Annotated in this window: 14 protein-coding genes; 2 read left to right on the top strand and 12 right to left on the bottom strand. The window is 56.7% G+C overall.

Going from position 1 to position 12,991, the window contains the following annotated elements; translation table 11 throughout:
• Positions 1–101: 101 nt before the first annotated feature.
• On the top strand, positions 102–1,058 hold the full coding sequence (gene nudC, locus ACOVRA_RS05025) for an NAD(+) diphosphatase (protein ID WP_421719346.1): 957 nt from the start codon (positions 102–104) through the stop codon (positions 1,056–1,058).
• On the opposite strand, the gene ACOVRA_RS05020 is transcribed toward nudC, so the two are convergent.
• The 6 genes from ACOVRA_RS05020 to ACOVRA_RS04995 form a co-directional block, all read right to left on the bottom strand.
• Positions 1,055–1,648 (bottom strand): DUF3501 family protein, encoded by a 594-nt coding sequence (locus ACOVRA_RS05020; protein WP_421719345.1) that lies wholly within the window; start codon positions 1,646–1,648, stop codon positions 1,055–1,057. The genes nudC and ACOVRA_RS05020 overlap by 4 nt on opposite strands.
• Before the next feature lie 10 nt (positions 1,649–1,658).
• On the bottom strand, positions 1,659–3,035 hold the full coding sequence (locus ACOVRA_RS05015) for a (Fe-S)-binding protein (RefSeq protein ID WP_421719344.1): 1,377 nt from the start codon (positions 3,033–3,035) through the stop codon (positions 1,659–1,661).
• A gap of 84 nt (positions 3,036–3,119) precedes the next feature.
• Positions 3,120–3,542 (bottom strand): rubrerythrin family protein, encoded by a 423-nt coding sequence (locus ACOVRA_RS05010; protein WP_290807618.1) that lies wholly within the window; start codon positions 3,540–3,542, stop codon positions 3,120–3,122.
• A gap of 172 nt (positions 3,543–3,714) precedes the next feature.
• Positions 3,715–4,818 carry an SH3 domain-containing protein gene (locus tag ACOVRA_RS05005; protein ID WP_421719343.1) on the bottom strand — a complete coding sequence of 368 codons (1,104 nt, stop codon included), beginning with the start codon at positions 4,816–4,818 and terminating at the stop codon, positions 3,715–3,717.
• Positions 4,819–4,939: 121 nt separating this feature from the next.
• Positions 4,940–5,944: an SH3 domain-containing protein gene (locus ACOVRA_RS05000; RefSeq protein ID WP_421719342.1), complete on the bottom strand. Its 1,005-nt coding sequence runs from the start codon at positions 5,942–5,944 to the stop codon at positions 4,940–4,942.
• Positions 5,945–6,395: 451 nt separating this feature from the next.
• The gene (locus ACOVRA_RS04995) at positions 6,396–8,525 is read right to left on the bottom strand and encodes a sodium-translocating pyrophosphatase (protein ID WP_421719384.1); all 2,130 of its coding nucleotides are present in this window, start codon (positions 8,523–8,525) and stop codon (positions 6,396–6,398) included.
• A gap of 223 nt (positions 8,526–8,748) precedes the next feature.
• On the opposite strand from ACOVRA_RS04995, the gene ACOVRA_RS04990 reads away from it, so the two are divergent.
• Complete coding sequence (locus ACOVRA_RS04990) at positions 8,749–9,204, top strand: hypothetical protein (RefSeq protein WP_421719341.1); 456 nt, start codon at positions 8,749–8,751, stop codon at positions 9,202–9,204.
• Here ACOVRA_RS04990 and thiL read toward each other — a convergent pair.
• From thiL to nrdR, 6 genes are read right to left on the bottom strand one after another with little or no spacing between them, the layout of a single operon-like run.
• The gene (gene thiL, locus ACOVRA_RS04985) at positions 9,191–10,192 is read right to left on the bottom strand and encodes a thiamine-phosphate kinase (RefSeq protein WP_421719340.1); all 1,002 of its coding nucleotides are present in this window, start codon (positions 10,190–10,192) and stop codon (positions 9,191–9,193) included. The two genes, ACOVRA_RS04990 and thiL, sit on opposite strands and share 14 nt — an antisense overlap.
• A 16-nt stretch (positions 10,193–10,208) precedes the next feature.
• Positions 10,209–10,694 (bottom strand): transcription antitermination factor NusB, encoded by a 486-nt coding sequence (gene nusB / locus ACOVRA_RS04980; RefSeq protein WP_290801368.1) that lies wholly within the window; start codon positions 10,692–10,694, stop codon positions 10,209–10,211.
• The gene (gene ribH, locus ACOVRA_RS04975) at positions 10,691–11,158 is read right to left on the bottom strand and encodes a 6,7-dimethyl-8-ribityllumazine synthase (protein ID WP_421719339.1); all 468 of its coding nucleotides are present in this window, start codon (positions 11,156–11,158) and stop codon (positions 10,691–10,693) included. Before ribH ends, nusB begins: the two co-directional genes overlap by 4 nt.
• A 35-nt stretch (positions 11,159–11,193) precedes the next feature.
• Entirely contained in the window at positions 11,194–11,802 is a 609-nt protein-coding gene (locus ACOVRA_RS04970; RefSeq protein ID WP_421719338.1) for a riboflavin synthase, read from the bottom strand.
• Positions 11,803–11,813: 11 nt separating this feature from the next.
• Positions 11,814–12,506: a RibD family protein gene (locus tag ACOVRA_RS04965; RefSeq protein ID WP_421719337.1), complete on the bottom strand. Its 693-nt coding sequence runs from the start codon at positions 12,504–12,506 to the stop codon at positions 11,814–11,816.
• Positions 12,496–12,990: a transcriptional regulator NrdR gene (gene nrdR, locus ACOVRA_RS04960; RefSeq protein WP_421719336.1), complete on the bottom strand. Its 495-nt coding sequence runs from the start codon at positions 12,988–12,990 to the stop codon at positions 12,496–12,498. Before nrdR ends, ACOVRA_RS04965 begins: the two co-directional genes overlap by 11 nt.
• Position 12,991 lies beyond the last annotated feature (1 nt).

Raw genomic sequence — 12,991 nt, 5'->3', positions numbered from 1 at the left:
AGTTTCAAGCGCTAATGGCGGCAATCCTGTGGATGCAGCAGGTGCCAGCCAGCAACAAATCGTGCTTGACCAAGACGGGCGGGCCAGTTCAGGTGCAGTCTATGGCACAAACTTCTGATTTCATCCCCTTCACCGCCTTCCCTCTCGACCGCGCCAGCGCGCTGCGCCGCGACGCCGACAAAATGGAAAGCCTGCTCAATCATCCCGACACCGATTTGATCTTGATCCAAGACGGCAAGCCTGTTTTGAGCCAAGACCCGCAATCGACCGGCGCGCGTAAGCTGTTGCGACTAGCGAGCACCAGCCGATCCGCCTTTCTGCCAAAATCGAGCCCAGAACCCATTTTAATGGGGTTGGATGACAAGGGCCGGGCAACCTTTGCAACCACCTTGCCCGCCCGGTTTGATTGGAATGACGGCCCGATTCAAGGCTTGGGCGAACCCGAAGATTTGCGCATGGCCGCAGGCATCATGGACATGGCCGACCTCGCCATTGCCGGCACGGCGAAAGCGATCTTGGACTGGCATAGCCGCCACGGCTTTTGCGCAAATTGCGGTGATACAACCCATATGGCTGAGGCGGGTTGGAAGCGGGCCTGCCCATCGTGCAAAACGGAACATTTCCCGCGTACAGACCCGGTCGCCATCATGCTCGCAGTTAAAGGCGATCAATGTTTGCTGGGTCGCGGTATTGGCTTTCGGGCGGGCTTTATCTCAGCCCTGGCTGGCTTCATCGAACCCGGCGAAACAGTAGAAAAAGGCTGCGCGCGCGAGTTGTTTGAAGAAGCTGGCGTCAAGATGACCAGCGCGCGCATTGTCGCCAACCAACCTTGGCCCTTCCCGTCGCAATTGATGATTGGCCTAATTGCCGAGGTCGAGAGCTATGACCTCAACATTGACACACACGAAATATCCCAAGCCATCTGGTTTAGCCGGGATGAGGCGCGGCAACTTTTGTCTGAAGCCGGTTGTACACGCGATGGCGTGACCTTACGCGCCCCGCCTCCACTTGCGATTGCCCATCATCTGATCCGCATCTGGGTCAGCGAGAAGGTTTAGGCAAAATCCCGTGCCAACTCGGCCCGTGTAGCTGGGCTCAAGATCGTCAGATGGGCATAGCTCTCATGATCGCTGCCGACCATGATTTGGGTTGTCGGCTCCCGAAACACGGCGATATGGGCGGGTTCCAGCGGAAAATGCATGAAGTGAACCGAAGACGCCTTGCCATCCGAGCGCGTGCGCTCGACGTCACCTTCCGGCACCGCGCGGACTTTCTCGGTTCCGATTTGTAAGAAGAAATGTTCTTCAATGCCGCCCAAACGCGCGAGAATATTGGCCCGACGCACAGGCTCATCAATTTCAAACATAATGGTTGCGACTAATTCAGACCCCTTGGGGATCAGAGGGTTATAGGCGGCCAATTCGTCCTGAATTTGTTCCTCCCCGCCCTTTTCAATCAGAAGCATCTCTTGAATCTGGAACAACATCGTCTCGAACGTTTCGAAATAGACGGTGCAGACAGGCCCCAGATCAATCCGGCGCAGTTTCTTGATCGGCAATAATTCGGCCCGACGCGCCTTGCGAACGAGGGAGAATTCCGCATCCGGTATCAAGTCAGAACGGGTGATGGTGCGAGAAGAAGCAGGCATGTCTTTTTTCCTAGCTAAGGCCGTAGGCGCGGGCCAAAATCTCAATGGGGTGGGCTTGTAGAGGTTGTTTTGCAGGGCCCTTGTCTGGCCCAGTCTCCGCAATCAACATCTGCCCCAAATGCTTGCACGCCAACGGGCAGTCGGAGCACAAAGTCTCATTATCTTTGGCAGCGACCTGTTTGGCGGCCGGCTTACCAACTTTAAAGGCCATTGGCTTGGTTTCTTTCAGGACCCCAAACGTGCCGCCATGGCCAGAGCAACGTTCCACCACATCCACTTTGGTGTCTGGAATGAGCTTGAGCATCTCGGCCGACTTCTGGCCCATATTCTGCGCCCGCGCGTGGCAGGCGTGATGCACGGTCACGCCACCTTCGATGGGGTTTAGACCCGCAGCCAATCCAAATGTCTTGGATAGCTCGACCATGTATTCGCTGATGTCTTTGGTAGCGGCAGCCAACTTCTTCACTTGCGGATTATCCGGCAAGATCAATGGCCACTCAAACTTCATCATCAAGCCACAAGAGGCCGTCAAGGCGATGACATCATGGCCCGTATCGATCCAATGTTCAAAATGGGCCGCAACACGGGCAGCCCGCCCGGCCACTTCGGCAATATCGCCCGCCTCCAATTGCGGCATCCCACAGCATTCGGGATAAACCAAGGTGCTGGCAATGCCTTGCTTCGCCAAAACCTCAGCGGCAGCAACGGCGGTATCTGGGGCGTTATAATCGACAAAGCAGGTCGCATAGAGGGCGGCTTTGCGCTGATTATAGGCGGGGCCTGCTGCATCGCCCGGCGTCGTCATCGCCAATCTGTCGGAGGCCGTGGTTGTGTGGAATTTCGGCAGCTCAACATCGGCATCAATGCCGGTCAACGCCTCAATTACTTGGCGGACAGGCTTATTTTTAACGTCGCTCGCCCAATTCGCGATACCTGCAACCGGACGGGCCAAACGGCCATTGCGGTCGGTTTCGCCTAAGGCCTCTCGGACCGGGTTGTCGATCCCATCCGCCCGACGCTTCGCAGCTCGATGGCGTAAAATTAGATGCGGGAAGTCCAAGTCAAATTCGTGCGGCGGCACGTAGGGGCATTTGGTCAAGAAGCACATATCGCACAAGGTGCACGCGTCGGCGACATCCTGATAGGCAGCCTTTGGCACGCTATCGAGTTCACCGGTCGGACTTTCATCAACCATATCAAACAGTTTGGGGAAAGACTCACACAGATTGAAGCAGCGCCGACAGCCGTGGCAGATATCGAACACGCGTTCCATCTCATGCTCGATGAGAGACAGATCGTAATAGCTCTCTTCCTGCCAAGCGATTGGATGACGAAATGGGGCATCAAGACTGCCCTCACGCGGTGCCCGCTTTGTCTCTTCTGCCACGAAGTGCCCTTTCCCTAGTAACATCCGAAATAAGCAAGAGGGCTGAGCTTAGCCCAGCCCCCTGCCAGAATCGGAAAACGCGAATTATGCGTCCATGCTGTCCAAAGCGCGCTGGAAACGACCAGCGTGGGACTTTTCAGCTTTTGCCAAGGTCTCAAACCAATCCGCAATTTCGTCGAAGCCTTCTTCACGCGCAGTGCGCGCCATACCGGGATACATGTCGGTATATTCATGAGTTTCGCCAGCGATCGCAGCTTTCAGATTGTCAGCAGTGGCTCCGATTGGCAGGCCGGTGGCTGGATCGCCAACCGATTCCATGAATTCCAAATGGCCATGGGCGTGGCCGGTTTCACCTTCGGCGGTCGAACGGAAGACACTGGCGACATCGTTATAGCCTTCCACATCTGCCTTTTGCGCGAAGTAAAGATAGCGGCGATTGGCTTGGCTTTCACCGGCGAAGGCTTCTTTAAGATTGTCGAGTGTTTTGCTGGTTGCGAGGCTCATCATGTCTCTCCTGAAAATCGAAGCTAACCCTTGCCTGACATCGCAGACAGGTTGCCGGGGCCTGAGTACAGAAAGTTGGCGCAAATACCAATTGAATTTAACTATCGCACCCATAGATTTGATCAATGTTACGTGAGCGGTCCATAACTCACGCGTGCAACCAAGGGCAGGTTCGTTATGGCTGGGGACCCGCAGCGGCAGGCTGGGCTACAGGTGCCGTCGGTGTAACGGGCAAGACGCCGTCGGCGGCCTCTGCCGGCGTGGTGTTGGCCCCGGTGGCTTCCCCACCCGCCCCATCGGCACCGGTGCTGGCACCGTTCATTTGTAGAAGGCTTGCCGGATCAATCGGCTGGGTTTGGCCTTGGGGCACATTTGGGCCCGGTGCTTCGGTGCCGTCTGGATAAACCCAGCGTGAAGCCCCTTCATCGATACTGATGGCCGCCTTTGGCGCAAAGCCCTGGCTGCCATCATTGAGCCGCAAGACGTACCAAGCAATGCCCGAATTGGTTTGGCCAATCACACGGACTACTTCGCCGGGTTGGAGCGCACGGACAATTCGGGAATTGGGCAGCGGTGTTGCCTGCACATTGGCGATCTGGATGGCGCGGCCCACAGCACCGACGGTGGCATTGTCCGCGCCGATCCCATCATTTCCGTTGGCGTCATCATCGGCTGTTATAAAGCGCTGCAAAATATAAACAATCGTGTTGCCATCCAATGGGACACGCATCCACAACTCACCCTCTGCCTCTACCGATCCGTCAGACACGAGGCGGGTGCCACCGTCGACGGTGCCAACAATTTTGCCAGACATCGAAGGGGTTTCACGCAGGTTCAAAAGGGCGGACGTGACGATATTGCGAACGCCGCCGCTAATTTTATTACTGCCGCTTGTTGGCACAATCTCGCGAAACAAGGCCTTTGGGGCGAAGCCCTTCGCACCATCCACAGCGGTCAATGAAATCCACTCAACCCCGGCTTTCTCACCGACGCTTTGAGCCGATACAATGGTGCCTTCCTTGAGTACCAAAGCGATAGGTGCCGTCAGAGACGCCTCTTTCCGGACTTCTGTACGCCCCAAGGCACTATAGGATCTTGGCCCATCCAAGGTCGGCACCGCGGCTTGTTGGCCCGAGAACATTGCCCTAAACCCGAAAAAGGCACCCAAGATCACCAGCGCCGAAACGCCAATTGCGCCCATGATCAGTAAGACCCGGCTTGCACCGCTCGATCCCCGAGGCCGCATAGCTTGCGATGTCTGGGTTTCCTCTGAAAACATGCACTTGGCTTTCGCGAAAGACGGGTTGGGACCTACGGATTAATCAGCGTTTCGGCTGGTGCTTTATCAGGACTTGCGCCAGCGCAACAGGGGTTAGGCCGTGAGAGCAACAGCGCCAACCTTATTGATTGGCGACAAGGGCCCGACCAGACAACCATCCCTGATTCCCCTTAGGCGAGGTGACTTGGTACCACGGCATACCGGCAACAATGCGGACATCTTCAACCGACATCAAGGTATCGGTTGGCAAAACCTCCAGCACCGGATCGCTCGCAACCCCGGGGCGTGCCCGCAAGCTCGCTGTCGGGGTATCCACACGCATCAGTGTGCCCACGCTAACAGCCATGGGCCCAGCTGGAACTTCGGGCTCAGCTTTCGGCGCTGGCGGCGTGCTGGCTTCCGCTGGCGGTGCCGCGGCGACAGCGGTCGCAGCTATGCTGGGGTTTTGCGAGGCCAGCATGGCTGAATTACCCGATATCCAGCCCGTTCGGCCATTGGTCAATTGAACTTGGTACCAAGCTTGCCCATTCGACATGTGTTGGGCGACAACCATGACCATCACGCCACTGGCCACTTGTCCCATCTGCGGGCTTTCAAGTGCGGGGCTTTGATAGATGGACGCTGGCGGTCCGATAATCTGGTAGGTCAGGGGTTGCGCCATCGGCACGGCTCCCACTTGGACCGGGGCAATCGGCATAATGGAGCCGTTAATTGTATTGCCGGCCAGCGGATCCAGGCTTGAATAATCGCCGTCGCCCTCGCCCAGCGGAGCCAACATATCTTCGCGGATAAATCCCGACCGAGAGCGATCCGTCGGCAATGTGATACGCAGCCAATTCAGGCCGCCAACTTCGATACGCCCCGTCACATCCAAGATCGTGTCGGGGGCCAGCAACATAATCACCGCGCTGGTCGGATCAGGCGAGACGCGTGCCTCGGTGGAGACATCCACGCGGCGCATTTCCGGTGGTGAGATTTGCTGGATATCCAGCCCCTCGGTTAAAGCCGACAGACCGGCTGGGTCGAGTCCTGTCTCGGTGTCTTGCGCCGGGCCAAACAGTCGCCAAGCAATAAAGCCAACCAACACAAGAAGGGCCGCAATCGCAACCCATCGGGTCAATCGCATGATCGTAAAGCCAGTGGATACTTCCGATGCCAGATCCGCGCGGGGTACGTAGCGTGAGGCCGATTCCCGTTCAAAATTTGGCTCCGGCTGAGCTGGCATTGTATCGTGCGCGCTTTGGGAAAAATTCCCAGTGCTGGGCTCGCTAGGCTCGATAATGGCGGCTAAGGGGCTACCGCAGCGCGAACAAACACTTCCCGGCCCGGCATAGGGCAGCTCAAGTTGAGCGCGGGCAAACTCGCATGCGCTCGGCTCATTCGAACACCGACCTTTCCGCACTACCACTCTCCTCACCTGCCTCGTTCGGATCAGCCTAACCAACCATTGTGACTTGGCCAAGCGCCCCGCTGCGCTTTAGACGGTTAAATTCTCGCCATCCGCCGTGACATTGAGCCCCAAACAAAAAAGCCCCGGTCTCTCGACCGGGACTTTCATATTTTGATGGTCTGGTGGTTTAGCCTTGGTGGGCCAAGACAGCCAACAAGAGCAGAGCCACAATATTGGTGATCTTGATCATGGGGTTCACCGCAGGACCAGATGTGTCCTTGTATGGGTCGCCAACCGTGTCACCGGTCACAGAAGCCTTATGCGCCTCTGAACCCTTCATGTGCTTGACGCCATCACGGTCCACAAAGCCGTCTTCAAACGACTTCTTGGCATTGTCCCAAGCGCCCCCGCCGGAGGTCATGGAGATGGCGACGAACAGACCCGTCACAATCACGCCCAACAGCATCGCACCGACTGCTGCCAAAGCCTGCGCTTTGCCGGCAATCATGTTGATCGCGAAGAAGAGAACGATCGGCGACAAGACTGGCAGCAAGCTTGGTACGATCATTTCACGGATCGCAGCTTTGGTCAGAATATCGACAGCCCGACCATAGTCTGGCTTGCCCGTGCCTTCCATAATACCTGGAATTTCACGGAACTGACGACGTACTTCCTGCACAACCGCTTCAGCTGCACGGCCTACGGCGGTCATCGACCAGCCACCGAACAGATAAGGCAAGAGACCACCAATCAACAGACCAACCACAACATAAGGGTTGGACAAGTCGAAGCTGACGTTCACACCGGCAAAATAGGGATATTCTGCTGGATTACTCGAGAAGTATTTCAAGTCTTCGGTATAGGCCGCGAACAACACCAAGGCACCTAAACCGGCCGAACCAATGGCATAGCCCTTGGTCACAGCTTTGGTGGTGTTACCCACAGCGTCGAGCGCATCGGTCGTCTTGCGGACTTCTGGTGGCAGATTGGCCATTTCGGCAATACCGCCAGCATTGTCTGTCACAGGGCCAAAGGCGTCGAGCGCCACAATGATCCCGGCAACCGACAACATGGTCGTGGTTGCAATGGCGATGCCGAACAGGCCTGCCAAGTTGAAGGTCGCCAAAATACCGCCGACGATGATCAAAGCTGGCAGTGCGGTGGATTCCATCGACACGGCCAAGCCTTGAATGACGTTGGTACCATGGCCAGAAACCGAAGCTTGAGCCACCGATTTCACCGGGCGATAGTCCGTACCGGTGTAATATTCGGTCACCCACACAATGGCGGCTGTCACGACAAGACCAATCACGCCTGACCAGAACAGGTTCATGGCTGTAATGGTCACGCCACCGCTGGTCGTATAGGTCTGGGTTACGGTGTATTGGACCACAGCATAAAGGCCCGCAACAGAGAGCACGCCAGCCGCGATCAGGCCCTTATACAAGGCATTCATGATGTTGTTGTCTTTGCCCAGACGGACAAAATAAGTGCCAACAATCGAGGTCACGATCGCCATGGCGCCAATGGCCAGTGGCAAAGACATCATAACAGCCGCACCTGCTTCTTTGAAGAAGATCGACGCCAACACCATGGTGGCAACCAAAGTCACCGCGTAGGTTTCAAACAAATCTGCCGCCATACCAGCGCAGTCGCCGACATTGTCGCCGACATTGTCTGCGATGGTTGCAGGGTTGCGTGGATCATCTTCTGGGATGCCAGCTTCGACCTTGCCAACCATGTCGCCACCAACGTCTGCACCCTTGGTGAAGATACCGCCGCCGAGACGGGCGAAGATGGAAATCAAAGAAGCGCCAAAGCCCAAAGCGACCAATGGATCGATGACTTCACGGCTGGTTGGCTCAAGACCCATGACTTGCGTCAGGACGTAATAATAGCCAGCCACGCCAATCAATGCCAAACCAGCCACCAGCATACCGGTTACGGCACCGGCACGGAAGGCCATGGAGAGACCTGCTGCCAAGCTGTTGCGCGACGCTTCAGTGGTACGCACATTGGCGCGAACCGACACCAGCATCCCGACATAACCGGCAAGGCCTGAAAGAACGGCACCAACCACAAAGCCAAGCGACGTGGTGATGGTGAACAAGAATGTGAGGAGAACCGCAATCGCGACGCCGACGATGGCGATCGTGGTGTATTGACGGTTGAGATAGGCATTTGCCCCTTCTTGAATAGCCGCAGCAATTTCTTGCATACGGGCATTTCCTGGGCTTGCTTTTAGAACTTGTTGAACGGTGATGAACCCGTAGATCAACGCAATGACCCCGGCACCAATTGCCGCGACCACACTCATGACGCTAACGTCCATGTGTTACCTCTTTTCGTTTCCTGGCTCATCCGTGGCGGCAGTTTATCTCCCGCTCTCCGAATGACCCCCCTTTATTGGTCTATCTTCTTTAGGGGGCGATTGCGCCGCTTGCAACGTGCCGCGTCGGTTTCGGGAAATCCTTATCAGTAAACCCCAAAACTGCCTGCGCATTAACCAATCATCGACATTCGTGTGGCAGGAAATTGCAATGACCAACTCAACGCGCCGCTCCACCCTTGTTTTGAGCGCAGCCACCATCGGTGCTGCAGCCCTGTCACCGCTTTTAGCGCCGCAGCGCGCGCAAGCTGCTGAAGGCAAGGGCGAAGGCAAGGGCGAGGCAGCGGGCGAGCCCTTGGTGGCAGAACTGACCAATGTGGTGCTGCCAATCGTCCGCAATGGTGCCTTGGTGAATTATGTGTTTGTCACGCTCAAGATTCGCATGACCGATCTCAATTCCGCGACTTATGTGCGGGAGCAGCATTTCTTTGTGCGCGATGGCATCACCCGCGCCACCGGGCGCAGTCCGATTCCCGAAGGCAACGGCCCCAATACTTATGATCAGGCCGCGATTGTGAGAGTCGTGACCCAAGCAGTAACGGCGATGAAGCCGGGTCTTCGTGTCGCGCGTGTTTCGCTTGAGCAAGTGGCCTTTATGCGCCGCTAAACTGCCAACCGGTGCGGACAGGCAAATCAAGCCTTTCGCCCTGAAAGAATAGATTCAGCCCCTGCCCGTCGCGGCAGACACCAATCTGGGTGATCTGAACCCCTAAAGCCTTCATTTTTGAAGCGAAGGCTTCAGCTTCTGCTGGCGCAACACAGGTCAGAGCTTGATAGTCATCGCCACCTGTGACGAGACTTAAGAGAGCTTCAACGGGGGGCTGCGCGCGATCTAAAAAAACCCTAGCCTCTGCCGACAAGGGCACGCGCTCAAGATCAAGCTCGAGCGCACGTCCCGAGGCCGCTGCGACATGGCCCGCATCGGCGAGCAGACCATCTGAGATATCAATGCTCGCATTGGCGTGGGCTGCGATGATCGCGGCTACGGCCAAAGGCGGTGGCGAAGGGGCCAAGGCAATTGAGACCGCACCTTCCAGCCCCTGCCCGTCCATCAAGCCCAAACGCACTTGCAATCCCAAAAACGGGTCGCCAATCGTGCCCGTCAGAAAGATCAGATCACCAGCCTGTGCGCCGCTGCGCAAGATCGGCTGACCCGCGGCCGAAAGCGGCACGCCCACCAGCGTGAGGCTAGCTACCAATGGCCCATGAGTGGTGCTGGTATCGCCCCCCAGCAGCGGGCACGCGCCGCACAGTTCTGCCAAGTCCTGCCCCAGTCCCGCAGCAAAATCGGCCAAGTGTGCGTAAGGACGGCTTTTTGGCCAAGCCACCGACAAAAAGGCGCCGCTGGGCTTGCAGCCTTTGGCAATCAAATCCGACAGATTGCGCCGTACCAGACGTTTGGCGACCCAGTCCAATGGGTCACTTGGCAGGAAATGGGTGTTTTCAATGATCTGATCACAGGTGACGACGTGGCCAAACGGCGCGCTGGATAGCTGGGCCACATCATCTTTCAGCCCAAACGCGCCCGGCGCGCCAAGGGTAAGTGGTGCCCAGAGCTGCGCAATTAGGTCAAACTCTGGAGGTGCTGGTTCCACAAAGGCTACCGCGTGTTCAGGAGGTCACTTGGCGGAGGTCATTGGCATTTAGCTCGCGCGCCAAACGGTCGAGAAGCCCATTGGTGAACCCACCTTCTGGTCCATCAAAGAACGCGTTTACGATGCCAACATATTCATCGATCACAACCGCAACTGGCACATCGGCGCGGCGCAATAATTCAAAAGTCGCCGCGCGGACCGTGGCGCGTACAATCGAATCAATCCGCTCCAGCCGCCAGCCCTTCGCCAGACGTGACTTAATCGACGCATCGATCAAGGCTTGCTCGGCCACCACACCTTCAACCAAGGCGCGGAAGAAATCCACGTCGGCTGTCTCGAGCGGCCCTGTCTCACTATCTTCTCCCAAACGGTGATCGACATATTCACGCACCGTCGATGTCACACCGCCGCCGGACATTTCCATCTGATAGAGCGCTTGCACGGCAGCCAGACGCGCACCGCGGCGCGCATCGGTGATCGACGAAGGTTTGATGCGGGTCATACGCCGCCCATGTTCAAGCGCCGCTTGACCGACAGCATGGTGAGGCAGGCTACAACGGCATCCTTGCCCTTGTTCTTTTGATCGCGCTTGGCGCGAACGAGGGCTTGGGCTTCGTTTTCCACCGTCAAAATGCCGTAGCCAATTGGCAGACCTTCAACTGACAGCTCCATCAAGGCCCGGGCGCTCTCGCCACAGACATAGTCATAATGCGAAGTCTCACCGCGAATAACGCAGCCCAAAGCCACATAGCCATCATAGTGACGGCCTGCTGGGCGATGGGTAGCGCGATCAGCATGGGCGATCACGGCCGGGATTTCAAAGGCACCTGGCACCTTGATCAAATCATAGGTGCCATTGACGGCCTTGATGGATTCAGTGGCACCGGCCACCAATTCTTCCGCGATATGGGCATAATAGTCGCCGACGACAATCAACAAGTGGGGCGGATCGAAAGAAAGTGTCATAGCCTAGTCCAAGGTTGAAGCTGGTGAAATGGTCGTCAGGTCTTACGAGATAGGATGCGTTCCACGTAACGTGCAACTTGATCGGCTTCAAGATTAACACGTGTACCTAGCTTTAGGCGACCCAATGTTGTCACCTGCCATGTGTGGGGAATGATATTGATCCCGAACGTCACATCATCCACCTCATTGATGGTCAACGACACGCCATCGACCGCGATGGATCCTTTGGGCGATACATATTTGGCCAAGGGCTCCGGCACTTGAATGGTGACCCGGTGGCTCTCGTTTTCAGGGGTCACTGCAATGACTTCGCCAATACCATCGACATGGCCTGAAACCATATGGCCGCCCAATTCGTCGCCCAATTTCAGGGCTCGCTCGAGATTAAGCTGTGTCCCAACTTGCCAGTCCTTGGCACATGTTACATCCAAAGTCTCTTGGCTGACTTGCACCCGCCAGCGCGACCCTGTCGTGATCGATTCAAACGAAATAAGGGTGAGGCAGACCCCTTGGTGGCTGACTGAAGCGCCTAAGGCCAAACTCGCCGCATCATAGCCGCTATCGACTGTGAAAACAGCATCGGTCCCCGGCCTATGATCCATCGCGACGATGGTGCCAATATCGGTGATTATCCCTGTAAACATCTGTGTGCCTTCTAAGTTGGGCTTAAGTCGAAGCGGTCGAGGACGTCTCGACCAAACCTAATATGGTCCGTCTGGTGGAGGACCCAAGCTTGCGACAATTCCTCAACATCTAGGCTGTCAAACACGGGTCTTCCATCGCCGCCGAGTAGCAAGGGCGCTCGAAACCAAGCGATATGGTCGACAAGGCCTGCTCGCAAGAAAGCGGTGGCTAAGATCGGGCCTGTCTCAACCATCAAAGCTTTGATGTCGTAGGTGTCGGTGAGAAGGCGCAACACCTCATGGAGGTCTAATCCAACAGGACCAGTTTTGCTCACACCCACGCCATGATGATGAACCTGGCAACCGCCACTTGGTGCTTCAGCCGCCACATCTAAGCCCGTACACCAAATCAGGCCAGCCCTATCGGTGGTTTGGATCAGCTTACTATCCAGAGGCAATCGGCCATTGCGGTCGAGCACAATACGCCAAGGCTGACGGGCTGGCATGGGATCAAGCCGCGCGGTCAGTTCGGGATCATCGGCCAAAACGGTGCCAATGCCTGTCAGCACACCGTCATGGGTCGCCCGCATGCGATGTACCTCGGCACGAGATTCTGGTCCTGTGATCCACTGGCTCGCCCCGGTCACCGTCGCAATTCGGGCATCGAGACTGGTCGCGAGCTTGAGGGTGATGGTGGGGCGATGCTTAGCCACCTCAGTCTTCACGCACGGTGCCCCGACGTTTCAGGCTTTCCTTTAATGCGCCAAGCTCATCATCGACAAAACGATTGAAATCTTCTGCCTCACGGAAATCGCGATAGACTGAAGCATAGCGGACGAAGGCAACCGGATCGGTCTCCCCCAAAGCATCCAGGACAAATTGGCCAACCGTGCTGGTGGCAATTTCCGTCTCGCCTGAAGTCTCCAAGCGCCGCACGATGCCAGAGATCAAATGCTCAATCCGCTCCTCGGGCACTTCGCGCTTGCGCAAAGCAATGGCTACCGACCGATGCAGCTTGTCGCGATCAAACAATTCCCGCGCACCGTCGCGTTTGATCACTTTCAATTCGCGCAATTGCACGCGTTCAAAGGTCGTGAAACGGCCGCCGCAGGCGGGGCATTGACGGCGACGCCGGATGGACACCCCATCTTCAGCTGGACGGGAGTCCTTGACCTGCGTGTCAGCAAATCCGCAGAATGGGCAACGCATG

Source organism: Aquidulcibacter sp., assembly GCF_049239865.1.
Classification (GTDB): Bacteria; Pseudomonadota; Alphaproteobacteria; order Caulobacterales; family Aquidulcibacteraceae; genus Aquidulcibacter.
This window is presented reverse-complemented; position numbering and strand designations above follow the sequence as displayed.

What these genes read in the sequence shown, in the direction of transcription:
- ACOVRA_RS04990 (WP_421719341.1), top strand. Translation starts at nt 8,749, where the DNA reads ATGACCAACTCAACGCGCCGCTCCACCCTTGTTTTGAGCGCAGCCACC.
- nudC (WP_421719346.1), top strand. Translation starts at nt 102, where the DNA reads ATGGCACAAACTTCTGATTTCATCCCCTTCACCGCCTTCCCTCTCGAC.
- nusB (WP_290801368.1), bottom strand. Translation starts at nt 10,694, where the DNA reads ATGACCCGCATCAAACCTTCGTCGATCACCGATGCGCGCCGCGGTGCG.
- nrdR (WP_421719336.1), bottom strand. Translation starts at nt 12,990, where the DNA reads ATGCGTTGCCCATTCTGCGGATTTGCTGACACGCAGGTCAAGGACTCC.
- ACOVRA_RS05020 (WP_421719345.1), bottom strand. Translation starts at nt 1,648, where the DNA reads ATGCCTGCTTCTTCTCGCACCATCACCCGTTCTGACTTGATACCGGAT.
- ACOVRA_RS05010 (WP_290807618.1), bottom strand. Translation starts at nt 3,542, where the DNA reads ATGATGAGCCTCGCAACCAGCAAAACACTCGACAATCTTAAAGAAGCC.
- ribH (WP_421719339.1), bottom strand. Translation starts at nt 11,158, where the DNA reads ATGACACTTTCTTTCGATCCGCCCCACTTGTTGATTGTCGTCGGCGAC.
- ACOVRA_RS05005 (WP_421719343.1), bottom strand. Translation starts at nt 4,818, where the DNA reads ATGTTTTCAGAGGAAACCCAGACATCGCAAGCTATGCGGCCTCGGGGA.
- ACOVRA_RS04995 (WP_421719384.1), bottom strand. Translation starts at nt 8,525, where the DNA reads ATGAGTGTGGTCGCGGCAATTGGTGCCGGGGTCATTGCGTTGATCTAC.
- ACOVRA_RS04970 (WP_421719338.1), bottom strand. Translation starts at nt 11,802, where the DNA reads ATGTTTACAGGGATAATCACCGATATTGGCACCATCGTCGCGATGGAT.
- ACOVRA_RS05000 (WP_421719342.1), bottom strand. Translation starts at nt 5,944, where the DNA reads ATGCGATTGACCCGATGGGTTGCGATTGCGGCCCTTCTTGTGTTGGTT.